This is a genomic window from Nocardia sp. NPDC005978 (genome assembly GCF_040614455.1).
GTDB lineage: Bacteria > Actinomycetota > Actinomycetes > Mycobacteriales > Mycobacteriaceae > Nocardia.
In genome coordinates, this window is record NZ_JBEXUS010000008.1 from 95,999 (window position 1) to 119,706 (window position 23,708).

The 23,708-nt window shown below is 70.5% G+C and carries 22 protein-coding genes; 12 read left to right on the plus strand and 10 right to left on the minus strand.

The window, feature by feature from the left end; all coding sequences use genetic code 11:
• Positions 1-44: 44 nt before the first annotated feature.
• Positions 45-641 (minus strand): TetR/AcrR family transcriptional regulator, encoded by a 597-nt coding sequence (locus ABZ319_RS05635; protein WP_354985127.1) that lies wholly within the window; start codon positions 639-641, stop codon positions 45-47.
• A 54-nt stretch (positions 642-695) separates the two neighbouring features.
• Between ABZ319_RS05635 and ABZ319_RS05640 the strand changes: the two genes are divergently transcribed.
• The gene (locus ABZ319_RS05640) at positions 696-1,670 is read left to right on the plus strand and encodes a hypothetical protein (RefSeq protein WP_354985128.1); all 975 of its coding nucleotides are present in this window, start codon (positions 696-698) and stop codon (positions 1,668-1,670) included.
• A gap of 51 nt (positions 1,671-1,721) precedes the next feature.
• Here the strand turns inward: ABZ319_RS05640 and ABZ319_RS05645 are convergent, their stop codons facing one another.
• A complete protein-coding gene (locus ABZ319_RS05645; RefSeq protein ID WP_354985129.1) occupies positions 1,722-3,290 on the minus strand; it encodes a HAMP domain-containing sensor histidine kinase in 1,569 nt (522 codons plus the stop codon).
• Positions 3,283-3,960, minus strand: coding sequence for a response regulator transcription factor (locus ABZ319_RS05650; protein WP_354985130.1), 678 nt, complete (start codon positions 3,958-3,960; stop codon positions 3,283-3,285). The genes ABZ319_RS05645 and ABZ319_RS05650 overlap by 8 nt, the downstream gene beginning before the upstream one ends.
• Before the next feature lie 114 nt (positions 3,961-4,074).
• Here ABZ319_RS05650 and ABZ319_RS05655 point away from each other — a divergent pair, with 114 nt between their 5' ends.
• Entirely contained in the window at positions 4,075-4,227 is a 153-nt protein-coding gene (locus ABZ319_RS05655; protein WP_354985131.1) for a hypothetical protein, read from the plus strand.
• 8 nt (positions 4,228-4,235) lie between these two features.
• Here the strand turns inward: ABZ319_RS05655 and ABZ319_RS05660 are convergent, their stop codons facing one another.
• On the minus strand, positions 4,236-5,204 hold the full coding sequence (locus ABZ319_RS05660; RefSeq protein ID WP_354985132.1) for a DUF389 domain-containing protein: 969 nt from the start codon (positions 5,202-5,204) through the stop codon (positions 4,236-4,238).
• 228 nt (positions 5,205-5,432) lie between these two features.
• Here ABZ319_RS05660 and ABZ319_RS05665 point away from each other — a divergent pair, with 228 nt between their 5' ends.
• From ABZ319_RS05665 to ABZ319_RS05685, 5 genes are all read left to right on the plus strand, one after another.
• Positions 5,433-6,017: a lipocalin family protein gene (locus ABZ319_RS05665; protein WP_354985174.1), complete on the plus strand. Its 585-nt coding sequence runs from the start codon at positions 5,433-5,435 to the stop codon at positions 6,015-6,017.
• A 170-nt stretch (positions 6,018-6,187) separates the two neighbouring features.
• Positions 6,188-7,231, plus strand: a complete 1,044-nt coding sequence (locus ABZ319_RS05670; RefSeq protein ID WP_354985133.1) for a YihY/virulence factor BrkB family protein — start codon at positions 6,188-6,190, stop codon at positions 7,229-7,231.
• Between the two features lie 210 nt (positions 7,232-7,441).
• Complete coding sequence (locus ABZ319_RS05675; RefSeq protein WP_354985134.1) at positions 7,442-8,662, plus strand: cysteine desulfurase family protein; 1,221 nt, start codon at positions 7,442-7,444, stop codon at positions 8,660-8,662.
• Positions 8,662-9,780: a tRNA 2-thiouridine(34) synthase MnmA gene (gene mnmA / locus ABZ319_RS05680; RefSeq protein ID WP_354985135.1), complete on the plus strand. Its 1,119-nt coding sequence runs from the start codon at positions 8,662-8,664 to the stop codon at positions 9,778-9,780. Before ABZ319_RS05675 ends, mnmA begins: the two co-directional genes overlap by 1 nt.
• A 354-nt stretch (positions 9,781-10,134) precedes the next feature.
• Positions 10,135-11,196: a methionine synthase gene (locus ABZ319_RS05685; RefSeq protein WP_354985136.1), complete on the plus strand. Its 1,062-nt coding sequence runs from the start codon at positions 10,135-10,137 to the stop codon at positions 11,194-11,196.
• A gap of 168 nt (positions 11,197-11,364) precedes the next feature.
• Here the strand turns inward: ABZ319_RS05685 and ABZ319_RS05690 are convergent, their stop codons facing one another.
• The 3 genes from ABZ319_RS05690 to ABZ319_RS05700 form a co-directional block, all read right to left on the minus strand.
• Positions 11,365-11,862 (minus strand): hypothetical protein, encoded by a 498-nt coding sequence (locus ABZ319_RS05690; protein WP_354985137.1) that lies wholly within the window; start codon positions 11,860-11,862, stop codon positions 11,365-11,367.
• Between the two features lie 354 nt (positions 11,863-12,216).
• The gene (locus tag ABZ319_RS05695; RefSeq protein WP_354985138.1) at positions 12,217-13,443 is read right to left on the minus strand and encodes an ATP-binding protein; all 1,227 of its coding nucleotides are present in this window, start codon (positions 13,441-13,443) and stop codon (positions 12,217-12,219) included.
• A 120-nt stretch (positions 13,444-13,563) separates the two neighbouring features.
• Positions 13,564-14,562, minus strand: coding sequence for an endonuclease/exonuclease/phosphatase family protein (locus tag ABZ319_RS05700; RefSeq protein WP_354985139.1), 999 nt, complete (start codon positions 14,560-14,562; stop codon positions 13,564-13,566).
• Between the two features lie 251 nt (positions 14,563-14,813).
• On the opposite strand from ABZ319_RS05700, the gene ligA reads away from it, so the two are divergent.
• Both ligA and ABZ319_RS05710 read left to right on the plus strand, forming a co-directional pair.
• Complete coding sequence (gene ligA / locus ABZ319_RS05705) at positions 14,814-16,904, plus strand: NAD-dependent DNA ligase LigA (protein ID WP_354985140.1); 2,091 nt, start codon at positions 14,814-14,816, stop codon at positions 16,902-16,904.
• A 269-nt stretch (positions 16,905-17,173) separates the two neighbouring features.
• Positions 17,174-17,704, plus strand: a complete 531-nt coding sequence (locus tag ABZ319_RS05710; RefSeq protein WP_354985141.1) for a GNAT family N-acetyltransferase — start codon at positions 17,174-17,176, stop codon at positions 17,702-17,704.
• A gap of 89 nt (positions 17,705-17,793) precedes the next feature.
• Here ABZ319_RS05710 and ABZ319_RS05715 read toward each other — a convergent pair whose 3' ends face one another.
• The 3 genes from ABZ319_RS05715 to ABZ319_RS05725 form a co-directional block, all read right to left on the minus strand.
• Positions 17,794-18,339: a hypothetical protein gene (locus ABZ319_RS05715; RefSeq protein WP_354985142.1), complete on the minus strand. Its 546-nt coding sequence runs from the start codon at positions 18,337-18,339 to the stop codon at positions 17,794-17,796.
• Entirely contained in the window at positions 18,312-18,686 is a 375-nt protein-coding gene (locus tag ABZ319_RS05720) for a hypothetical protein (RefSeq protein ID WP_354985143.1), read from the minus strand. Before ABZ319_RS05720 ends, ABZ319_RS05715 begins: the two co-directional genes overlap by 28 nt.
• 256 nt (positions 18,687-18,942) lie before the next feature.
• The gene (locus ABZ319_RS05725; protein ID WP_354985144.1) at positions 18,943-19,593 is read right to left on the minus strand and encodes an amino acid-binding protein; all 651 of its coding nucleotides are present in this window, start codon (positions 19,591-19,593) and stop codon (positions 18,943-18,945) included.
• Between the two features lie 243 nt (positions 19,594-19,836).
• On the opposite strand from ABZ319_RS05725, the gene gatC reads away from it, so the two are divergent.
• From gatC to ABZ319_RS05740, 3 genes are all read left to right on the plus strand, one after another.
• Positions 19,837-20,136, plus strand: coding sequence for an Asp-tRNA(Asn)/Glu-tRNA(Gln) amidotransferase subunit GatC (gene gatC / locus ABZ319_RS05730; protein ID WP_354985145.1), 300 nt, complete (start codon positions 19,837-19,839; stop codon positions 20,134-20,136).
• Complete coding sequence (gene gatA, locus ABZ319_RS05735; RefSeq protein WP_354985146.1) at positions 20,133-21,602, plus strand: Asp-tRNA(Asn)/Glu-tRNA(Gln) amidotransferase subunit GatA; 1,470 nt, start codon at positions 20,133-20,135, stop codon at positions 21,600-21,602. Before gatC ends, gatA begins: the two co-directional genes overlap by 4 nt.
• A 123-nt stretch (positions 21,603-21,725) precedes the next feature.
• On the plus strand, positions 21,726-23,690 hold the full coding sequence (locus tag ABZ319_RS05740; RefSeq protein ID WP_354985147.1) for an ADP-ribosylglycohydrolase family protein: 1,965 nt from the start codon (positions 21,726-21,728) through the stop codon (positions 23,688-23,690).
• The last annotated feature ends 18 nt before the right edge of the window (positions 23,691-23,708 follow it).

Genomic DNA, 23,708 nt, shown 5'->3' on the forward strand with positions numbered 1-23,708 from the left:
AGCCGATTCGACGGGGTACGACCACGGCGGGAAGCTGCCGGAGGTTACGGGGCCACCGCGCGGCAGGACAGCTCCACGAGCTGGTCGGCGGCCGCGCGGGTCATGGGCTCGCCCGCCACCAGCCAGCGGTAGACCAGGGGGCCGAAGATCAGGTCGCGGATCAGGTCCGGGGCGAGATCGGCGCGGAGCTGGGTCGTGGCCTGCGCCCGGGTTATCAGCGTGTGGACGGCGGCGGCTCGGGGCGCGAGGTAGGAGGCGAACAGGTGGTTCGCCAGCTCGGGGTCGTGGCGGGCCTCGGCGTGCAGGACGAAAGTCACGGGGGCGTGCGGGCTTTCGGTGAATGCGGTGATGAAGTTCGTGGCCACCGTGCGCAGGTCGGCGAGGGGATCGCCGGTGTCGGGGGCGGCCAGGGGCGGCAGGCCCGCGGCGAGGGCGTGGGCGACCAGGGCGGCCTTGCCGGGCCAGCGGCGATAGATCGTCGGGCGAGTGACGCCCGCCGCCTTCGCGACCGCCTCCAGGGAGAGCGCGGAGTACCCCTGGGCCGCCAGGATGTTCAGGGTCGCCCGCAGGATGTCGTGGTCGATGCCGGGGCGGCGGGGGCGGCCGCGCGGGGGCGGGGCGGCGGGGTCTTGACTCGGCACCCGATCATGCTACTTAATTTACGGATCGTATCGTAAATGAAGAGGGGTGGGCGCGTGCGCCGATCGACTATGCGCGGCAACCGAACCGGGGGCGGACTGCCGATCGCGGCGCTGCTCGCGCTGGCAGTGATCACGACCGGCGGTGCGCAGGCGTCCGCGCGGCCGGGGGACGTGGCGGGGGTCGCCGCACCGGGCTGTGCCCCGGCCGTCCAGGTCGGCGGCGTGCGCGCGACGGCGCCGGTGCTCGACTGGGCGGAGAACCTCGGCTACGACGCTCGCGGGAACCTGTGGGTCGCCCGGATATTGCGCGGTGAGGTGCAGCGCTACGACGCCACCGGCCGGCTGACCGCCACGGTCGCGGTCCCCGCCCCCGGCGCGGTGCGGCTCGGCCCGGACGGCTGGATGTACGTGGCGTCGGGCGTGCTGCCCTGGAATCTGGTCACCCCCACCCTGAACGGGTCGGTCGTTCGCTTCGACCCGGACGCGGAATCCCCCGTGGCGCAGCCGTACGCGACCGGACTCGGCATGCCGAACGGCCTCGACTTCGACGCCGCCGGGCGCCTGTACATCGCCGACAGCAGACTCGGCGTCCTCCGGCTGCTGCCGGGCGGCGCGGCCGACTCGGCATGGAACGCGGCCGCCCCCAAGAACCTCGACCTGGCCAAGAACGTCAACGGCATGACCCTGAACGGCGCGGCGATCCTGGGCTCCGACCTGTATGTCACCGTCACCTCGAGCCCGACGGCCCGGGTCCTGCGCATCCCGCTGGACGCCCCGGACCGCGCCGAGGTCGCGGCCGATCTGCTCTTCGCGGGCACCGCCCTCCCCGACGACCTGCTGGCGGCGGGCGAATCGCTCTACGTGGCAACGACACTCGGCCAGGTGATCCGGCTCGATCCGCGCACCGGCGCGACCTGCACGGTCCTGTCCGGCCAGCCCGCGACCGCCCTCGCGTCCGCGCCGGACGCTCCGCACGAACTGGTTCTGGCCACCGAGTCCGGCGACCTGATCCGCCTCGACCTTCGATAGCGAGCCGGCCGCCGCCACCACGCTCGAACCCCGGGCATCCCGGTTCGCTCGTCAGCTTCCGCCCGCCGTCTCCAGATGCTCCGGGACGCGGGCATTCGCGTCGAGCGCGCACCCGCCGATCCCGGGCTGCTCGGCGTGCCGGGCGTGCTGCCCGATCGCGCCCGGCCGGGTCGCCGGCCCACGGGTCACGCCGCTCTCGTGGTCGGCGGCAGGGAAGCGAGCGATGAACAACGCGCCCCCGCAAGCGGATTCGCTCACCTCGATCGACCCGTCGTGCCGCCTGATCACATCACCCGCGATGGCCAGTCCCAGCCCGGTTCCGCCGTGGTCCCGGCTGCGCGCGTTGTCCAGGCGCACGAAGCGTTCGAAGATCCGTTTGCGGTCGGCCTCGGGTACGCCCGGCCCGTCGTCGGCCACGGCCAGTTCGACGGTCCGGCCCGCGCGGACGGTGACGTGGACGGTGCTCGACGCGTGCCGCTGCGCGTTGTCCACCAGGTTGTCCAGCACGCGACCGAGCTGAATTCGGCTGCCCAGCACGACAACCGGTGCGTCCGGCAGATCGGCGCGTACGGGTTGGCGATCGGCGATGCGCCGCAGCAGCGTCTCTCGCACGAGCACGGCCAGATCCACCCGATCCGGTCGCGGCCGCTCACCCGCGTCGAGGCGAGCCAGCAGCAGCAGATCGGTGGCGAGCTGCCCGAGCCGCACGGTGTCGTCGAGCAGCCCGTCCAGATCGAGCAGGTTCGGATGCGCCTGGGAGATCTCGAGGTGCGTGCGCAAACTCGCTATGGGACTGCGCAATTCATGCGCGGCGTCCGCGATGAACTGCCGCTGCTGGCGCGCGGACTCCTCCAGCGCCGCCAGCGTCGCGTTGGTGGTGGCCGCGAGCCGGGCGATCTCGTCCCGCGACGAGGGTTCCGGCACGCGCCGTGACAGGTCGCCGCCCATGATCTCCACGAGCTCGGCCCGGATGGATTCCACCGGCCGCAGCGCGCGCCGGGTCACCGACCAGGTCACCGTCGCCACCAGGGCGAGCAGCGGGAGCAGTCCGATGAGCATGGCGTCGCGGACCTCCAGCACCGCTTCGTCCGCGGTGGCGAGGGAGGCGGCCGAATAGATCGTCACCGCCCGCCCGTCCGGTCCGGTGACCGCGATCGCCGCAACCCGGAAGTCGTAGCTGCCGGTATCCTCCTCGGCCACGGGCAGTTTCATGTCCCGGAACGTCGCTCCCGTCACCGAGCCCGGTTCGAGTTCACCGTCCTCCCACAGGTCGTCCGCGCTCGCGTCCTCGACCGGCGCGGCGGGCGCGAAACTCGCGAAGGGCGGCAGCCCGAGCAGCTCCTCGTCGGCGGCGAGCACCCGCCCGTCGGCCGAAACAACCTGCACCGGTTGGTCATTGGGATCCGGCAGCCTGAGCGCGGAATACTCGGCGCCCGTGGTGATCTGGGCCGCCACCTCGCGCGCCGTCATCTCCGCGTGCAGGCTCGCCGCATCGATCAGGTTGTGCCGCAACACCAGCAGCACCGCCGCCCCCGCCACGATCATCGCCGCCGCGACCACCATGGTCGCCACCGACGTGGTGCGCGCGCGAACCGAGCCGAGCCACCGCGGTTCAGTCATGGCCCGATGTCAGTCGATATCCCGCGCCGCGCACGGTCGTGATCGACCTGCACCCGAACGGGGCGTCGATCTTGCGCCGCAGCGCGCTGATGTAGACCTCGACGATGTTCGCGTCGCCGTCGTACTCGTTGTGCCAAACATGGTCCAGGATCTCGTTTTTGGGCACCACCTGCCCCGCCCGTGCCGCCAGGTACTCCAGCACCGCGAACTCCTTCACCGTCAACGGCAGCTCCTGGATCCCGCGCCGGCAGCCGTGCGTGTTCGGGTCGACCACGAGATCCCCGACCTGCAGCACGGTGGCCCGCTCGCGCCCGCCCCGGCGCAGCAGCGCCCGCACCCGGGCCAGCAGCACGACGTACGAGAACGGCTTGCGCAGATAGTCGTCCGCGCCGGTGTCCAGGCCCTCGGCCTCGTCGTACTCGCCGTCCTTGGCGGTCAGCATCAGCACCGGGGTGGGGATCCCGGCGGTGCGCAGCGCCGAGCACACGCGGTAGCCGTTCATACCGGGCAGCATGATGTCGAGAATGATCAGGTCGTAGTCCCCGGCCCGGGCTCTGTGCAGTCCGTCGAGGCCGTCGTAGGCGACTTCCGCCGCCAGCCCCTCCGCGGTCAACCCTTTGGCCAGCACGTCGGCCAACCGCTTCTCGTCCTCCACGATCAGCAGGCGCATGCGGTCAAGCGTGGCAGATCCTTCCTGAAGAACCCTTCAGGTGTCATCGCCCCTCGTGTCGGCCGCGGGCTGTCAAGGTGGGCTGCGAACGAGTCCACGTCCCAGGAGGCCGTCATGACGATCGTCCGCCGCACCCTCGCCCGTCTGCGTTCCCCGCTCGTCGTCGCCGCGCTCGTCGGCTTCCTGATGATCGGCGGGACCGTGCTCACCGTCACCGCCCTGAGCCTGCACGGCACCAGCAGCCTGACCACCCCGAGCGAGGACTGACCCCGCGATCACCTGTCGCCGATGCGGCTGCCGACGGTGTGCACGATGACGACCCGCGGATTCCAGGGGACCAGTTCGTTCACCCGGCTCTGCAGGTCGTCGGCCGGCGGCAGATCGCCCGGTGCGAGCACCGAGATGGTGGCCGTGTCGCTGTGCAGCGTCACGCCGGTGACCTCGGCGCCGGGCATCCCGTTCAGCCAGGCGCGGGTGGCGTCGGAGATCTGTCCCGCCCACAGGGTCGACATGGTGTTGATCACCATCGGCACCGCGACCAGGATCAAGGCGGCGGTCAGCACGACGTAGGCCCGGCCGCGGCGGGCGGCGGCGACCCCGGCCTGGCGGCCGTAGCCGGTCGCGATCAGCACCACGGTGGCGGTGATGATCATGGCCACCATGTTGGAGGCGAAGAGCACGAAGGCTCCGAGCGCCAGACCCGGTGCGTGCGAGCCCAGGCAGACGCCCACCACACCCAGCGGCGGCACCAGCGAAATGGCGATAGCCACGCCCGGCAGGACATCGCCCACGTCGCGGCGGGTCATGGCGATCACGCCGACCAGCCCCGTCGCCAGGGCGGCCGTCAGATCCATGAGCTTGGGTGAAGTGCGGCCCAGCACTTGGGAATTGGACAGCACGTCGTCCGGACTCGGCAGCACCTGCGCGAACAGGAACCCGATCGCGACCACCAGGGCGATGCCCGCGCCGACCAACAGCAGGCTGCGCCCGATCAGCGCGGCCCGGCCGGTGGCGATGCCCAGTCCCACACCGAGGATCGGCACGGACAGCGGCGCGACGATCATCGCGCCGATCACCGTCGCCGTCGAGTCCCCGACCACGCCCGACACCGCGATCACCGCGGACAGGGTGAGCATGATCCAGAACGCGGACCGTTTGGCGCGGGTGTCCCCGGTGCTCAGGTCGAGCCGGTCGACCAATTCGTCCAGCGTGCGCCGCTGGCTCTCGGGTACCAGCACCGACATGCCCGCTCCTCGTTGGGTGATTGACGCATATCGAGAAGACCCTCGGCGGAAGGATACGACCGGGCTCGGCGACGGCGCTTCGCCCGGCGCGGGTGAACTTCGGCGTCGACCGCGATCATTCGCGCTCCAGGATGAATGCATCGGTTATGCATCGATAATGGCTAGGATGGCAGCAAGTGACCAAGGAGGAACATCGTGAGTCCTGCTCGCTCGACCGTCGCCCTGACCATGCTGGCCACCGCCATCGCCGCCGCCGGTTTGTCCGCACCGGCCTCGGCCGCGCCGCCCGCACCTGTTCCGCAACTGGAACTCGACCGCTACCTGGGCGCTTGGAATCAGCTCGCCGCGATCCCGCAGTACTTCAACCTGGTCTGCGCGCGCGACACCCGCGCCGAGTACGACCTCGATGCCGCCGGTGATGTTTCGGTGCGCAATACCTGCACCACCTGGGGCGGAACCCTGAACGAGATCCGCGGTACGGCAACGGTCAACGATCCGGACACGGGCGCGCAGCTGCATGTCAGTTTTCCGGGCGTGCCCACCCAGGACATGCGATACGGCCCGACGAACTACATCGTCACCGCCCTCGGCGCGGACTATTCGTGGGCACTGGTCACCGACCCCTATCGGTTGTCCGGCTTCGTCCTGTCGCGCACACCCGCCCTGGCCCCCGACCAGTGGGACCGGGTCCGCACGGCCATCACCGACGCCGGCGAAGATCCCTGCCTGTACCTCACCTCACCGACCACCGGCGGACTGCGGAACATCGCTCCGCTGTGCTCGGATACCGCCTTGACTACCGCTGACCACTAGGCGAGCGGCGGGCTCGGCCCGTGTGCTCGTTCCGCGGGCGGTAGCGGCAAGCGGAGATGTGCCGGTGCTGGCAATTCGGCCGCCGGGCGTTTACCGGAGGCCGGTCGTGGGTCATACGTCCTTGTACAGAAACGGGCGTGGTCGGTCACGACGGTGCGGGAGGTGTGGGGTTGACTGTCAAGCAGCAGTGGGGCCGGCGGTACTCGATCATGCGGGCGCGATCGGTTCGGGTGGCGATTCATACGGTCCGGGCGGCCTGGTCCGACGAGCTGTCCGATCGGGCGGCGACGCTCACCTACCACGGCATGCTGTCGCTGTTCCCCGCCTTGCTGATCGCGATGGCGGTGCTCGGGCTGCTCGAACCCCGGTCGGCCGAATCCATCGCGGAGGCGGCCGGGCGGCTGGGCCCGGCCGACGGCAGAACGGCGCTGGCGGAGTCCATTCGACACCTGCAGCCCTCGGCGAACTGGTCGGGACCGGTGGCGATCATCGGGCTGGTCTTCGCGGTCTGGACGGTCTCGTGTTACCTCGGGGCCTTCATGCGCGCGGCGAACGCGCTGTACGGGGTTCCCGAAAGTCGCTCGGCGGCAAAGACGATCGTGCTCCGTCTGGTGCTGAGCGTGTTGCTCGTCGCCGCGATCGTCATGGTCGTCGTGGGATTCGCCCTCACCGCCGGTGTGGCGACCCGGGTCGGCGGTTCGCTGCACGTCAGCTCGACCGTGCTCGACGTCTGGCGGGTCCTGCGCTGGCCTCTCCTGGCCTTGATCGCGAGTGTGGTGCTGGCGCTGCTGTATTGGGCCGCACCCAATGTGACGGGACAGCGCCTGCGGTGGCTGACGCCCGGCAGTCTGCTCGCGGTGGCGACCTGGATCGCGGGATCGCTCGGGTTCGCCTTCTACGCCGACCGATTCGATTCCTTCAACCGGCTCTATGGCTCGTTGGCCGCCGCGGTGATCGTGCTGGTCTGGATGTGGCTGTCCAACTTCGCGCTGCTGCTCGGCGCGGTCATCGACTCGCAACTCTCCCGGCAGCGGCTGCTGCGCGCCGGTGGGGGAGAGCAGCGGGAGTCCGCCGCCGTCGAACCGAACGCTCCCGAGGTGCGCGGCTGCGATGCCCCGAAGGTGCTCGACCGAATACTGCCCGTCATGACGCCCGACCCGGGCGCGGGGCACGAAACGACGGCAGTGGGCGCGGCACGGCACACTCGCGGTTGACCCCGAGCCGCCCCGCGCCCGGTGATCGCCCGGTCGCGCCCCGCATCCGCGGTGTTTCGCCGAACGTGCCCGGCAGTCCTGAGCAAGCCCCGATTGTGGTTGTCTTGCCTGCGTGATGATCGACCTGGCGGAGGTATCGGGGTGGGGTTGTGTGGCTGGCGGGCACGGCGGGAATATCGGCGAGACGGCGGCGGCTATCCTTTATCAGTCATGAAGTCGGCTTTCCCGGGGTCCATCGGTGCCCAGACGGTCTACCTCGATCACGCGGCCACTACTCCCATGTTCCCGGTCGCCGTCGAGGCGATGACCGCTGTGCTGGGGTCGGGCGGTAACGCCTCCTCGCTGCACGGGTCGGGGCGCGCGGCGCGGCGGCTGCTCGAGGAAGCGCGCGAATCCATCGCCGCGGGGCTCGGCGCCCGGCCCTCGGAAGTGATCTTCACGTCCGGCGGGACCGAGAGCGACAACCTCGCGATCAAGGGCATCTACTGGGCGCGGCGCGACGCCGATCCCCGGCGCACCCGGATCCTGGTCAGCTCGGTCGAGCATCACGCGGTGATCGACACCGCGGAGTGGCTCGAAGAGCACGAGGGCGCGCAGGTCACCTGGCTCGAGGCCGACGCGGACGGCATCATCACCCCGCGCGTGCTGCGCGACGCCCTCGCGGCGCACCCCGACGAGGTCGCGCTGGTGAGCGTCATGTGGGCCAACAACGAGGTCGGCACGATCCAGCCGATCGTCGACTTGGCCGCCGTGGCACAGGAATTCGACGTTCCCATGCACAGCGACGCCGTGCAGGCGGCGGCGCAGCTGCCCATCGACTTCGGCCGCAGCGGACTGGCCGCGGCGAGCTTCGCGGGCCACAAGGTCGGCGGGCCGCACGGGGTCGGGGTGCTGCTGCTGGGCCGGCAGGTCGGTGCGGTGCCGCTGCTGCACGGCGGCGGGCACGAGCGCGACGTGCGCTCGGGCACCTCCGATGTGCCCGCGGCGGTGGGGCTCGCGGCGGCCGTGCGCGAGACCGTCGCCGGAATGCGAGTCCGCGCCGTCGAATTGGAGCGGCTGCGCGATCGGCTCATCGACGGCGTGCGGGCCGCGGTGCCCGACGCCATCCTCAACGGCGCGACCGGTGAGCGCAGGCTCCCGGGCAACGCCCACTTCACGTTCCCCGGCTGCGAGGGCGATTCGCTGCTCATGCTGCTGGACGCCGCCGGGATCGAATGCTCGACCGGATCGGCCTGCAACGCCGGTGTCGCCGGACCCAGCCATGTGCTGCTCGCCATGGGTGTGGAACCGCGGCTGGCGCGCGGGTCGCTGCGATTCACCTTGGGACACAACTCGACCGACGCCGACATCGACGCCGCGCTGGCCGCGCTGCCGCAGGTCGTCGAACGGGCGAAGGCGGCCGGCATGGCCGGGGCGAAAGGAGGCTTCTAGTGCGAGTACTTGCCGCGATGAGTGGTGGTGTGGATTCCGCGGTAGCGGCCGCCCGCGCCGTGGACGCCGGACACGAGGTGGTGGGCGTGCACCTGGCGCTGTCCGCCTCGCCGGGCACGCTGCGCACCGGATCGCGCGGTTGCTGTTCCAAGGAGGACGCCGGTGACGCCCGGCGCGCCGCGGACGTGCTCGGAATCCCTTTCTACGTCTGGGATTTCGCCGACCGCTTCAAGGAAGACGTCATCGACGACTTCGTCGCCGCGTACGCCGCGGGGGAGACTCCGAACCCGTGCCTGCGCTGCAACGAGAAGATCAAGTTCTCGGCGCTGGCCGATCGCGCGGTGGCGCTCGGCTTCGACGCCGTGGTCACCGGGCACTACGCCCGGCTCGAGGACGGCGTGCTGCGCCGCGCGGTCGACGCGGACAAGGATCAGTCGTACGTGCTCGCGGTGCTCACCGCGGATCAGCTCTCGCGCGCGATGTTCCCGGTCGGCGACACCCCGAAGCCGGCGATTCGCGAGGAGGCCGCCGAGCGCGGGCTCGCCGTCGCGAACAAGCCGGACAGCCACGACATCTGCTTCATCCCCTCCGGCGACACCCAGGCGTTCCTGGGCGCGAAGATCGGCATCCGCCCCGGCGCGGTGCTCGACGCGGACGGCACCAAGCTCGGTGATCACAAGGGTGTGCACGAGTTCACGATCGGTCAGCGCAAGGGCCTGGGCCTGCCCGGGCCGGCCGCCGACGGCAAGCCCCGCTATGTCACCGGGATCGACCCCGACTCGGGCGTGGTGACGGTGGGCTCGGCCCAGGATCTCGAGGTGTGGACGGTGCTTGCCGACCGCGCGATCTGGACCTCCGGCGAAACCCCGGACGGCCCGATCGAGTGCGTCGCCCAGGTCCGCGCCCACGGCGGCACCGCCCCCGCGGTGGCCGAACCCGACGGCGACGGCCTGGTGGTCCGCCTGCGCGAGCCCCTCACCGGCGTGGCCCGCGGCCAGGCCGTGGTCCTCTACCGCCCCGACACCGATGGTGACGAGGTCCTCGGCAGTGGCACGATCTCCGGCACCGATCGCGAACGGCATTCGTACGCGGGGGAATTGGTCTCCGACAAGGCGTAGCCGGGAGTCGGGTCGAACGCGGGGGCGCCGCGGTGACCGCGCTGTACCGAGTGTGAACGGATATGTTCGCCGCCCGGGGCCGCGCCCGCGCCCGTGCTCGACTGACACGGATTTCGTCCACCCGGGGTCTCCGGCCGCGCATTTGGCCGGGATTCATGTCCTGAGCACAATGGAGCGCGGCCGTTCCGCGCGAATTGGCGGAACGTGAGCGCTGTGAGTCCGGGTCCGGTGGCTGTTCTCCGAAATGTTGTGCCCGGTCCGTCGCACGGATGCGGGCCTGTGCGAAGGTTCGCGTAGTCGTCACCGGGCGGCTGCGAAATATCGGGTACGACCGAGTGAACGGTGGTGGCGCGGATGAGTGACGTCGACGACGGGGTTTCGGTGCTGCGCGGCGGCATCGCGACCGGCATGGGCTCCTGGCCCGGCGTCGACGCGCGTGAGTCCGCCGCGACCGTGGTCGGGGAACTCGGCGGCCTGCCGCATCTGGTGGAGTTGCCCGCCCGGGGCGTCGGGGCCGACATGATCGGCCGGGTGTCGCCGCTGCTGGTGGACATGCGCTTCGACGGCACCACGCGCGGGTACCGGCTCGCGGTCCGGCCGGGCGCGGTGGCGCGGCGCGCGCACGATCTGCTGCGCGAGGATCTGGACCGGCTCGAAGAAGCCTGGGAGACAGCGGGTCTCGCGGGTTCGGGGCGGACGGTCAAACTCCAGGTCACGGGACCGCTGACCCTCGCGGCGGAGGTGGAGCTGCCGCACGGGCACCGGGTGCTCACCGATTCCGGTGCGGTGCGCGATCTTTCGGAGTCGCTCACCGAGGGCATCGCCCGGCACGTCGCCGAGGTCGAGAAGCGACTCGGCGCGAAAGTCCTGCTGCAGCTGGACGAGCCACTGCTGACCCGGGTGCTGGAGGGGACCCTGCGCGGGGTCAGCGTCCTGAACACGGTGCGCGCCCTGCCCGAACCGGAGGCGCTGCACATCCTCGACACGGTCATCACCGCCCAGCCCGGCCCGGTCCTGCTGCACAGCTGCTCGGCGAGCCCGGCGCTCGGGTTCCTGCGCAAGTCGGCCGCCGCGGGCGTCGCCTTCGACATGGCCACGATCGGCGTCGCCGACCTCGACCGCGTCGGCGAATTGCTCGACGACGGCAGGCATCTGGTGCTCGGCCTGGTCCCCACCACGCCGCCCGACCTGCCCATCACCTGGCGCGACGTAGCCGAACCCGGTGTGCGCCTGATGGATCGCCTGGGCTTCCCCCGCCGCCTGCTGGCAGAGCAGATCCTGGTCTCACCCGCCTGCGGCCTGGCCGGGGCATCGCTGGACTGGGCCCGCAAGGCTCTGACCCTGGCCACCGAGACGGCCGCCGTCTACGCCGACGAGCCCGAGTCCCTGGACTTCACGGACCCGGCGACTCGCTGACGCGGGGCAATCGGTGGCGCGTCCGAAGGCCGCCGATGGACGCGGTATCGCACCGTACGACAGGGCACGAGCCGCCCGGATGGCCAGGGCCGCGGGGTTGCCGGCCGCGGCCTCGCGGTTCGATACCCGGTAGCGCTGGTCGCCGTGCGCGGCGTCGCCGGTCGAGACTCAGGGGCGCTGGTCGCCCGGCTGGTCGGGCTTGCGGAACGGATCCTGGCCCGGCTGACCCGGCTGACCGGGCGTGCCGAACGGGTCCTGGTTCAGCTGCTCGTGCTGCGGGAAACCCTGCTGCCCCGGGCCCTGCTGCTCCCGCGACTGCTTGGACCCGAAGTACGGCCGCGCCCCCGGATGCGCGATGGACCAGCTGTCCGGCTTCCCCGCCGGGTACACGACCGCGATCTGGTCGCCGACCGACGGCCACTGCGCGGTATCCCAAGCGAATCGCCCGTACACCTCGTGCGCGACCACCGACGGCCCGGAGATGCTCCCGGTGAGGGTGACGTACTGCTCGCCGGTCACCTGCGGATGCGGGCTGACCCCGTGGACGTACAGCGTCCCCTCTTCGGCGTTCGCCCCCAACGGCGCGCCGTCCCGCGCCCGCCGGTAGTACATGAGCGACGCGACCAGCACGCCGACGAGCAACACGACGAACGCAAGCTCCAGCATGAAGCCCATGCTAGGCCCCCGGATGTCCGTTTCTTCGCCCCGACCCCGCCCCCGCGCGGCGACCACACCCGCGAAGAGCTCCGCCGCGACCGGCGACCACCCGCGCCGACGACAGCCGCACCCGGCCGCCCTGCTACGCGACCAGCGTCATTTCCTCGCCCGCAACCTGTGGTGAATCCGTTGTGGGCCGCACCGGTCATTCGATGCGCCGCGTGGGCCGACGCCCGCCAGCGTGCGCGGCGCGGCCACCCGCTGTCCGGAGCTGCGCTCACGTATGGACCTGCGGGCCACCAAATTACGCGGTGGGGGTTCGGCACAGACCGGCCGCCGGCGTCCACCGCCGTCGCACCACCCTCACTGCGGCGTGAGGTCCGTGATCCCGAACTCCCCGCGCCGCAGCTGCCACACCGTCGTCCGCTTGGTCTGGGACCGCCCGTTGCCGCGGTCGATCAGACTGCGATTCGCGGTGGTGAACACCAGTTGCGCGCCTTGGGTATTCGTCTCCGGGTTCTGGAACAGCTGGATCAGGCGATCCGCCACCTCGGGGGTCAGGTGCGCGTCGATGTCGTCGACCGCGAGCACCCCGCCCGCGTCCAGGGCGTCGAGCATCGGCGGCAGCAGCCGTAGCATCGACAGCGTCGCGCTGGACTCGTCGGTGATGTCGAACGCGGTCTCGATCCCTTCATGGGACAGGCCCAGGCCCACCCCGCGCCGCGCCACCATCCGCGAGTACAGGGCGTCGCGCGCGGCGTACAGATTCGCCAGCTCGCGGCGCAGCAGGGTCACGGTGATGCCGTGCTCGAGGAACATCTCCTCGGCGTAATTGGCCGAGATCGTGCAGTTCTCGACCTCCTTGGTGGTGGCCGCGATATCGGTGTCCAGGTCGCGCAGGTAGTCCGCGTACATCGGATCGTCCTCGGGCAGCAGCAGATCGGTGATGCCCAGGTCCGCACCGCGCAGCAGCGTCAGCAATCGCATGGCGTGCTCGGTGGAGCGGGAGATGTGCGCGCCGACCCGGTGCGCGATGTCGCTCGGATCGGGTTGCCCCACCTGCACTTCCAGCAGCGACTGGAACCAGCGGTAGGCCGGGACCAGCGGTTCGGCGTACAGCTGCCCGGACAGGCTGAGCAGTAGGGCGTTCGGCCGCACCAGCGGCACGACCGCGCCCAGTCCGTAGCGGGCGGCCTCGAACATGGGCCCGATGCGGATGTCGTCCCCGTGCCGGTCGAAGACCACGCGCTTGCGGTTGTGCGGATGCGAATGCAGCCATTCCGCGCTCACATCGGCGTTGTCGAGTTTGAACCCGTAGGTATACGGGCATCCCTCGGCGACGAAGTGCGCGACGAATTCCGAAGGGCGGTCCGCGAATCCGAGATGCGGGGTCCGGACGGGCCCGGAGAACGGGTCCCAGCCGGTGACCGAGTTCAGCACCGCGTCACGCATGCGGTCCAGGGCGTCGACCAGCCCGGTCTTCCCGGTGGCGGCCGCACCGTATACGGCGGTGACCGGGGCGGCAACCGGGCCATTGCCGCGGGTGAGTCGCAGCTCCTGCGGCTCGGCGAGGGATCGGTGGTTCGTCACCTGAAAACTGCGCAACACCCTGGTCATCCTGCCGGTAGCGAGCCCGAAATGCGACTCTCACCTTTCGGACAACCGTCCCGGTGAACGCGACACACCGGCACGGGTCCGCGACACACCGGATTAACGGGGCCTCAGCTGGATTCGCGCCACGAGCGCGCGATGATCCGCGCCCGGCAACTCGACCGTTTCTACCGCCGCCGCGTGCGCGCCGGACAGCAGGATGTGATCGATCCCGACCAGGGGTGGCCAGGGCTTATCGGTCGGATAGGTGCGCAGGTAGCCCGCTCCGGCCTGTTCGGCGGCGTCGGCGTAGCGGCCGGAAACCATTGCGCGATACTGCGCGTGGTTGTAGGTGGCGTTCAGATCGCCGCCCGCGATGACGGGCCGGTCGGCCGGCGCCGCGTCCAGAATCGCGCGCAGCCGGGACAGCTCGTCGGCCCACACGTCGGTGCCGTAGACCGGCGGAACCGGGTGCAGGGCAAAGACGGTGACGGGCCCGATCCCGGGCAGGGTCGCCGTGGCCGAGAGCTGATTCAGGATGTAGCCGTCGTACTCGACGGTGTCGGTGAGCGGATACGCGCTCCAGATCCCGGTTCCGGCAGCTGTTTTCGCGGGGGAGACGTACTTGTACGGCAGCAGCTGATCCAGTCCCGCCCGGCCGAGCGCCTCGATCGCCGGCGCGGTGAGCTCGTTGACGGTCAGCAGCGTGACGTTCCGGCTCCGCACCTGCTCGACCAGCACACCCGGATCCGCCCCGTCGAACAGCAGATTCGCCTGCATGACCGTGATCTCGGGCCCCTCGCCCGCGGGATCGCCGGCGAACAGCGGAACCTGCGTCGCCAGGGCGACGCCCAGCACCGCGACCGCGATCCCGGCTCCGGCCCAGCGCCGCGCGACCCCGAACACCACCGCGCCCACCAGCGCGCAAGCCATCAGATACGGCGCGAGCGAGGCCGCGAGCACCAGCGGCTGCGCGTCGGATCGACTGAAGTGCAAGCCGATTCCGAGCGCCCCGGCCGCCACCGCGCCCCACCCGAGCACCTCGACGGCGATTCGCACACCCTTGGATTTCGCGAGCCGCACCGATGTCACGGACTTCGCCCACCCTGCAGACTCCACGCCGACAGCCAACACGAGACCGGGCCGCCCGGCCAAGCCGGGAGTTCTGCCGTCTGCGCGCCCGCGGCCGGAATGCCGCTGCCGGGCGACCGCGAAATCACGCCCGCGAGAGCCGAATCCGGCACTCGGCCGCCGGGCCCGCGCGGCCCGCACCGGACCGCGAACCGGGCTCCGAAAATCTCGGAAAAATGCGCCCCGACGTGCGGGAATGTCGCACGAACCTGTCGGTGGCCTGGACTATCGTAGGGGTTGTGAGCGAATCGGAAATCGAGATCACCCCGGCGAGTGGCGACGAGCGCGTGCGGTGGCAGCAGCTGGCCGAGCAGGTGCGCGATCACCAGTTCCGGTACTACGTCCGGGACGCACCCACCATCTCCGACGGCCAATTCGACGAGCTGTTCCAGCGCCTGAGTGCGCTCGAGGACGCCCATCCGGATCTGCGCACCCCGGATTCCCCGACCCAGGTGGTCGGCGGCGGCTTCACCACCGAGTTCGCACCGGTCGATCACCTCGAGCGCATGTACTCGCTCGACAATGTCTTCAACGCGGAGGAGATGCGCGCCTGGGTGGCGCGCGTGGAAACCGAGACCGGCGCGGACACGGACTTCGTCTGCGAGGTCAAGATCGACGGCGTCGCGCTCAACCTGGTCTACGAGGACGGCAGGCTGGTGCGCGGGGCCACCCGCGGCGACGGCGCGACCGGGGAGGACGTCACCCTCAATGCCCGCACCATCGACGACATTCCGCACACGCTGACCGGCACCGCCGAATTCCCGATCCCGAAGCTGCTGGAGGTGCGCGGCGAGGCGTACATGACGCTCGCGGACTTCGCGAATCTGAACGCCTCGATCGTCGCGGAAGGCAAAGCGCCGTACGCCAATCCGCGCAACACCGCGGCCGGATCGCTGCGGCAGAAGGATCCGGCGGTCACCGCCCGGCGGCGGCTGCGCATGATCTGCCACGGTTTCGGCCGTTCGGTGGGGTTCACCGCCGCCTCGCAGCACGAGGCGTACCGGGCGCTGGCGGCCTGGGGCCTGCCGGTGTCCGCGCACACCATGCGGGTGCGGGGCGTGCAGGCGGTGCTGGAGCGTGTCGCCTACTGGGGCGAGCACCGGCACGACATCGAGCACGAGATCGACGGCCAGGTCGTCAAGGTCGACGATTTCGCGCTGCAGCGCCGACTCGGGGCGACCTCGCGCGCGCCGCGCTGGGCCATCGCCTACAAGTACCCGCCCGAGGAGGTGACGACCAAGCTCCTGGACATCCAGGTGAACGTCGGGCGCACCGGCCGGGTGACACCGTTCGCGGTCATGGCCCCGGTCACCGTCGCGGGGTCCACCGTCTCGATGGCGACCCTGCACAATGCCTCCGAGGTCAAGCGCAAGGGTGTGCTCATCGGCGACACCGTCACCATTCGCAAGGCCGGTGACGTGATTCCCGAGGTGCTCGGCCCGGTGGTCGACGCCCGCACCGGGGCCGAACGCGAATTCGTCATGCCGACGCTCTGCCCCGAATGCGGCACCGAACTCGCCCCGGCCAAGGAGGGCGACGCCGATATCCGCTGCCCGAACCAGCGGTTCTGCCCGGCCCAATTGCGTGAGCGCGTCTACCACGTGGCCGGGCGCGGCGCGTTCGACATCGAGGCGCTCGGTTACGAGGCCGCCGTCGATCTGCTGAAGTCGAACGCCATCGGCGATGAAGGCGACCTGTTCGACCTCGACGCGGACAAGCTGCTCACCACATCGCTGTTCACCAATAACAAGGGCACGCTGTCGCAGAACGGCAAACGGCTGCTGCAGAATCTGGAGTCGGCCAAGGACCGTCCGCTGTGGCGGGTGCTGGTCGCGCTGTCCATCCGGCACGTCGGGCCAACGGCCGCACGGGCTTTGGCCTCGGCGTTCGGCAGCATGGAGCGCATCCAGGAGGCCTCGGCCGAGGAACTGGCGGCCGTGGACGGCGTCGGCCCGACCATCGCGACGGCGCTCGAGGAATGGCTGACAGTGCCGTGGCACCTCGACATCGTCGACAAGTGGCGCGCCGCGGGGGTGCGGATGGAAGACGAGCGCGACGAGTCGATCACCCGCAATCTGGAGGGCCTGTCCATCGTGGTGACGGGTTCGCTCGTGGACTTCACCCGCGACGGCGCGAAGGAGGCGATTCTGCTGCGCGGCGGCAAGGCCGCGAGCTCGGTCTCCAAGAAGACCGCCTTCGTGGTGATCGGCGACGCCCCCGGCTCCAAGGCCGCCAAGGCCGAGGAGCTGGGCGTGCCCATCCTCGACGAGGAGGGGTTCAAGCGCCTCCTCGAAGACGGGCCCGACGCCGTGACCCAGCCGGACGAGTAGGCGACGCCGCCCCGGCACGAGGTGCGGGGGCCGGTGCGCCTTCCCGATGTCGCGCCGCGTTGTCGCGTAGCGCCCCCGAGTTGCCACGGGCCGCCACGGTGCGGGCGGAAACCTCATCGGACCGCGGATCGCTCGTGGTGCTCACCGCGCGGGAATCTATGGTCTCCACAACCGCGTTGCCGCCAGTGGCGCCCGTGGTCGAATCGGGTGCGAGGCTTGTCGCCGACGCGTCGGCGTTCGGGATCGGTGAGGTGAACGGAGTGGTGAGCATGGGTGCACGGGAGCGTGTCGTCGAGATCCGTGACGCGCGGGCCGGGGAGTACGACGCGGTCGGCCGGGTCACGGTCGACACCTACGTGGGCGAGGGCTTCATCAACCCGGCCAGCGCGTACGTCGCCGAGCTCGCCGACACGCCCGCGCGTGCCCGGGCCGCGCAGATCCTGGTCGCGGTGCACGAGGGCGAGATCGTCGGCTCGCTCACGGTGGCCCGCCCCGGCACCGCGTTCGCCGACATCGCCCGCCCCGGCGAGCTGGAGTTTCGAATGCTCGCGGTCGCCAAGGCCGCGCGCGGGCTCGGGGTCGGAACGGCGCTGGTGGACGCGGTCTTCGAGATCGCCCGCGCCGAGGGTTTCGACGCGGTGGTGCTGACCACCATGCCCGCCATGGTGGATGCCCGGCGCATGTACGACCGCATCGGGTTCGTCCATGCGCCGGAAAGGGATTGGTTCACCATGGCGGGCTTGCCACTGACCGTCATGCGGTTCGCGACCGGTCCGGATCAGGCCGCGTCGCCCGCGTAGCACCAACCGGCCCTGCCTCGGATCGACCAGGCCGGACAGCTGACAGGGCGATCTGGCCCCGCCACTCTCTCGGGCGAAACCGTGCCGCCTCAGGCCATGTTGCCGTCGTTGCACGAGCTGGTGCTGCGCCAGGTCTCGGCGGGCCGTACCGAATCCGGCCCGCTCGCGGCGAACGGCCACTGCGAGATCGGCGCGGCGGCCTTCCAGAACATCCGCCCGTCGGGGAGGCGGACCACCTGGTAGACGTCGTCGGTGCCGGGGATCAGCTGGTAGCCCACGCAGTAGTCGTTGTAGCTGGTGCCGGGTTGCCGTGCACCAGCGCTGAATCGGCCCTGCGGCGCGCCGCTCGCGCCGGGGTTGGCGACGGTGCTCGTCGCGCCGGGAGCGGCCGTGCGGAACCAGTACGGTGCGCCGGCCTGGCTGCCGCAGCGGTAGGAGTCGCCGCCCGCGACGACCGTCGCGCCGGAGCGGTAGGGCGCGCCGTCCCACAGGCAGGTCTGGGTGGCGTCGGGGGCGATGCCGCGGGCCTGCGCGGTCGCGCCGGTGAAAGGCAGTGCGGCGGTTGCCAATGCCGCGATGGTCAGGGGGCCGAGTAGTCGTCGCACGATCAGCACCAGCTCGCCTGCGGGCGGCACACTGCCCAGCCGTTGCCGTCCGCGTTCCCGGTGGGCGTCCAGGTGGCCGCGCCGTTGCCGTCGGCGGGCGTGCGCGGGGCCGGTCGCTGGCGGGCGTGATAGTCGCGCAGTGCGTCCTGATGCTGCCCCTGAGCCAGTGGGCTCGAGTCGGTGTGCCCGTAGCCGAACGGGTCGATGGCGTGCGCGCCGGTGGTGTCCCGCCCGCCGGGACCGGCCCCGGCGGGCGCCTGCCGGTTGGCCGCGGCGCCGGAGTTGCCGGGGGAAACATCGCCCCGGGACAGGGATTCGGCGCCGGCCGCGCCCGCGGTGATGGTCGCGGCGGCGGCCGCGCCGAGCAGGTGTGCCACGGTCAGCGAGAATCGCCGGGCACGGGGTGTCGAGGGTGATCGGTACTGCTGCATGGGCGTCGTTGCCTCTCTCGATCTTCGACTCAATCTACGTACTCAGATAGTAGGTAATCTACGTACCCGGATAGTAGGAAGAGCCTGAGAATCGGCTGGGCGTTTCCGGCAGCGGCGTGAAAATACTTGGCGCGCACAGCAAAACGCGCCGGTATGAATGACCTCACACCGGCGCGCGAAAAAGGAAGGGAGAAGCGGCGACTCAGCCCAGAACGGTAGCCACTATCCCGGCGAGATAGCCCAGGCGCGCGACTTCCGAGGGCCGGAAGTCCGGCCCGCCCGGGCGGCCCAGCAGCAGCACCTTGCCGGTGTTGCCGAGCGGCGCGGCCGCCAGCTTGGTGTCCATGTCGCTCCACAGCTGCGGCACCCAGTCCGCTTCGCCGTCGAGCGCCGCGGGCTTCTCGAGCGGCATCCAGGGTACGTTGGCGGCCTGCGTGGACGGCGCGCTCTGGCTGCCGACGACCCGGAACGCGCCCGAGGGGCCCATGTCGATGATCGTGCTCCAGCCCACGCGCAGTACCCGCGGCACGCCGTCGACCAGCACCTGCAGGCGGTCGTCCCGGGCGTTGGCGACCTGATCGATGAGCTCGAGCTCGCGGTGCGTGTCGAGCATGCCCGAGTACGGGCGCAGCGAATCGACCTGCACATCGTGCAGCGACTCGGCGGCGGTGATCAAAGTGTCCGGGAGGGCGCCCGTCGGAACCTCGACCACTATGTCGTCGATCGCGAAACCGTCACCGCGTTCGACGACATCCAGCGAGAGGATGTCGGCGCCGACGGAACCCAGTGCGAGAGCGAGTGAGCCGAGACTGCCTGGACGATCCGGAAGTTGCACGCGAAGCAAATAGGACACGTGCCTTCCTTTCTTTCCTGTGCGACCGAAACTTTCGGACGGGTACCCGAGTCCCGCAATATTTACACCCTCCATCGCTGGTTATCGAATCGAAGCGATGTGAGTGATGTGGGTCACTTACCGAACGGTTACCTATCGACCGTATCCCAGTATGCCGACAGCCTGTGGCCGACTGCCAGTCACGAGTCGCTAGGCTGTCCTCGGCCGAATCTCTCGCCCGAACCTGCCGAAAGGGGTCCCGCGGTGCCCGCCATCTCCAGGGACGAGGTCGCACACCTCGCCCGGTTGTCCAGGCTTGCCTTGACCGATGACGAACTCGATCTGTACGCCGGTCAGCTGGATGTCATCCTGACCCACGTGGCGTCCATCTCCGAGGTCGCCGCCGCTGATGTCCCCGCCACCGCGTCCCCGAATCCGGCGACCAATGTGACGCGCCCGGATGTGGTGCAGCCCAGTCTGACTCCGGAGCAGGCCCTGGCGGCCGCACCGGCCGTCGAGGAGCAGCGCTTCCTGGTTCCGCAGATTCTGGGAGAGGGCGAATGAGCGACCTGACCAAGCTGGACGCGTCCGCGCTGGCCGAGAAGATCCACGCGCGCGAGGTCTCCTCGGTCGAGGTGACCGAGGCGCACATCGCCCGGATCGCCGAGGTCGACGGCGAGATCAACGCCTTCCTGCACGTGGCCGGTGAGCAGGCGCTGCTCGCGGCCGCCGAGGTGGATCGCGCCATCGCCGGCGGCGAGGTGGCCTCCGCGCTCGCGGGTGTTCCCTTGGCGCTCAAGGACGTTTTCACCACCACGGACATGCCCACCACCTGCGGATCCAAGATCCTCGAGGGCTGGGTGTCCCCGTACGACGCCACCCTGACCACCAAGCTGCGCCAGGCCGGCATCCCGATTCTCGGCAAGACCAACATGGACGAGTTCGCGATGGGCTCCTCCACCGAGAACTCCGCCTACGGCCCGACCCGAAACCCGTGGGACACCACGCGCATTCCGGGCGGATCGGGCGGCGGCTCGGCCGCGGCGCTGGCCTCCTACCAGGCCCCGCTGGCCATCGGCACCGACACCGGCGGCTCGATCCGCCAGCCCGCCGCGGTCACCGCGACCGTCGGCACCAAGCCCACCTACGGCACGGTCTCGCGCTACGGCCTGGTCGCGTGCGCGTCCTCCCTTGATCAGGGCGGGCCGTGCGGTCGCACCGTGCTGGACACCGCGCTGCTGCACGAGGTCATCGCCGGGTACGACCCGCGCGACTCCACCTCGCGCAACGTGCCGGTCGCGCCCGTGGTGGCGGCGGCCCGCGAGGGCATGAAGGGCGATCTGACCGGTGTGAAGGTCGGCGTCGTCAAGGAACTGCACTCGGACAGCTACCAGCCCGGCGTCATCGCGTCCTTCGACGCGGCAGTGGCCCAGCTCAAGGATCTCGGGGCCGAGGTCATCGAGGTGTCCTGCCCCAACTTCGAGCACGCGCTCGCCGCGTACTACCTGGTCATGCCGTCGGAGGTGTCGTCCAACCTGGCGCGCTTCGACGCCATGCGGTACGGCCTGCGCGCCGGTGACGACGGCACGCACAGCGCCGATCAGGTCATGTCGCTCAGCCGCGAGGCCGGGTTCGGCCCGGAGGTCAAGCGCCGCATCATGATCGGCACCTACGCGCTGTCGGCGGGCTACTACGACGCCTACTACGGTCAGGCGCTCAAGGTCCGCACCCTCATCGCGCGCGACTTCGATCGCGCGTACGAGAGTGTCGACGTGCTGGTCTCCCCGACCAGCCCGTTCACGCCGTGGAAGCTGGGCGAGAAGGTCAACGACCCGCTCGCCATGTACCTCTCGGACCTGTGCACGCTGCCCACCAACCTGGCCGGGCACTGCGGCATGTCGGTGCCGTCCGGGCTCAGCGCCGACGACGGGCTGCCGGTGGGTCTGCAGATCATGGCCCCGGCGCTGGCCGACGACCGGCTGTACCGGGTCGGCGCGGCCTACGAACTCGCGCGCGGTCCGATCGCCTGAGTTCGGCCACAACCGCTGTAACCGCACCTCTTTCGTTTCGCGCCCTCGGCGTGTCATGAAAGGGGTGCGGTGCGTCGGCGACCCGGTAGGCTCCACATGTTCTAGCGGTGGAGGAAATTGGGGATGTTGCGGCCGGGTGAGATCTTCGCGGGCTACTCGATCGACCGCGAAGTCGGTCGCGGCGGAATGGGTTCGGTCTACTCCGCCCGGCATCCGCGCCTGCCCAAGCTCATCGCCCTGAAACTGCTGCACCGGAACCTGTTCGGCAATCCCGACACCCGGGCGCGCTTCGAACGCGAAGCCGATGTGGTCGCGCTGCTGGACCACCCCAATATCGTCAACGTCTACGACCGCGGGGTCGAGGACGAGCAGCTGTGGATCGCGATGCAGTACGTGGACGGCACCGACTGCATGGCGCTGGACGCGCGCACACTGGCCCCGGAACGAGCGCTCGAGATCATCACCCAGACCGCCGCCGCGCTGGACTACGCGCATCTGCGGGGCGTGCTGCACCGGGATGTGAAGCCCGCCAACATCTTGCTGTCCGCCTCGGCCGGCGCGGGCAGCGGATTCAGTGAGCGGGTGGTGCTCAGCGACTTCGGCATCGCGCGGGTCCTGGACGATCCCGTGGTGCTGACCCAGACCGGAATGCTCAACGCCACACTGGCGTTCGCCTCGCCCGAACAGCTCACCAACGCCAAGCTGGGGCCGCGCTCGGATCAATATTCCTTGGCCTGCACGTTGTTTCGCATGTTGACCGGGCGCGGGCCCTTCGACTCCGCGCACATCGGCACGGTCGTCATCGGGCACATTCAGCAGCCGCCCCCGGCGGCGAGCGCCTTCCGGGCGGAGTTGCCGCAGGCGGTGGACGCGGTGCTGCGGCGGGCGCTGGCCAAGGACCCGCAGGATCGGTATCGCTCGTGCGCGGAATTCGCCGACGCCGTGGCGCGGGCGCTGAGTGCGCCGCAGGAACCGCGGATGGCCGCCGCGGCGGGGTTCAAGCGCCCGGCCTTCGAGGTGGTGCACGGCTGTCTGCTCGGCGGCGCGGTGGGTGATGCGCTCGGTGCGCCGGTGGAATCCATGCCGTTGCCGGATATCTTGCGGCGCTATGGTTCTCGCGGGGTGACCGGGGAGAAGGATTCGTACAAGGGCCGGATCTCGGACGAGACGCAATTGACGCTGTTCACCGTCGAGGCGCTGATCCGCGGCGCGATCCGCGAGCGTGCGGGCAGCAGCGGGGTCACCGTGTCCGGGTTGGTGCAGATGGGGCTGCTGTCCTGGTTGCGCGGGCAGGGTGTCCAGGTGCCGGAGCAGCCCGACCCGCTCGGCAGCGCGCTGACCAGGTATCCCGAGTTGATGACCTACCGGGGGCCGACGCACGCCACCACCTCGGCCATGCAGTCCGCGGCGCAGCGGCTCGAGCCGCGGTCCCCACTGGGCACCCGGGACCGGCCGATCAACGACTCCAAAGGCTGTGCGGCGGTGGTGCGCTCGGCGCCGTTCGGGTTCACGCATTCGCTGCGGTACGCCTTCGAATCCGCGTGTGACGCCGCGGCGTTGACCCATGGCAACCCGAGCGGGTGGCTGCCGGCCGGGGCTTTCGCGGGGATCGTCTTCGGGCTGTCCTGCGGGCTGGATCTGCGCATGTCGGTGGAGCTGGCCGCCAGCGAACTGACCCGCTACCGGGGGCACGAGGAGACCGCCGACGGCCTGGCCACCGCGGTGCGCATCGCCGACGCGAGCACCCGCCGGGGCGGGCCCATGCCGGAACCGGACATGCTGGAATCGCTCGGCTACGGCGTCATCGGCCCCGACGCGCTGGCCATCGCCGTGTGCGCGGCGCTGTGCGCGGAGACCATCGGCGGCACCGCCGAACAGATCTTCCGCAACGGGGTGCTGCTGTCGGTCAACCACTCCGGCGACAGCGATTCCATCGGCGCGATCTGCGGGGCGCTGCTCGGCGCGCGGCTGGGGGCGCGTGCGGTGCCCGAGCAGTGGCGGCGGCGGTTGGACGCGGCGGCGGTCATCGAACGGCTCTCCACCGATCTGTGCCGCGAGCTCGGCCCGCAACCGGACCCGGCCAACTGAGGGAAGAGGTCGCGGCCG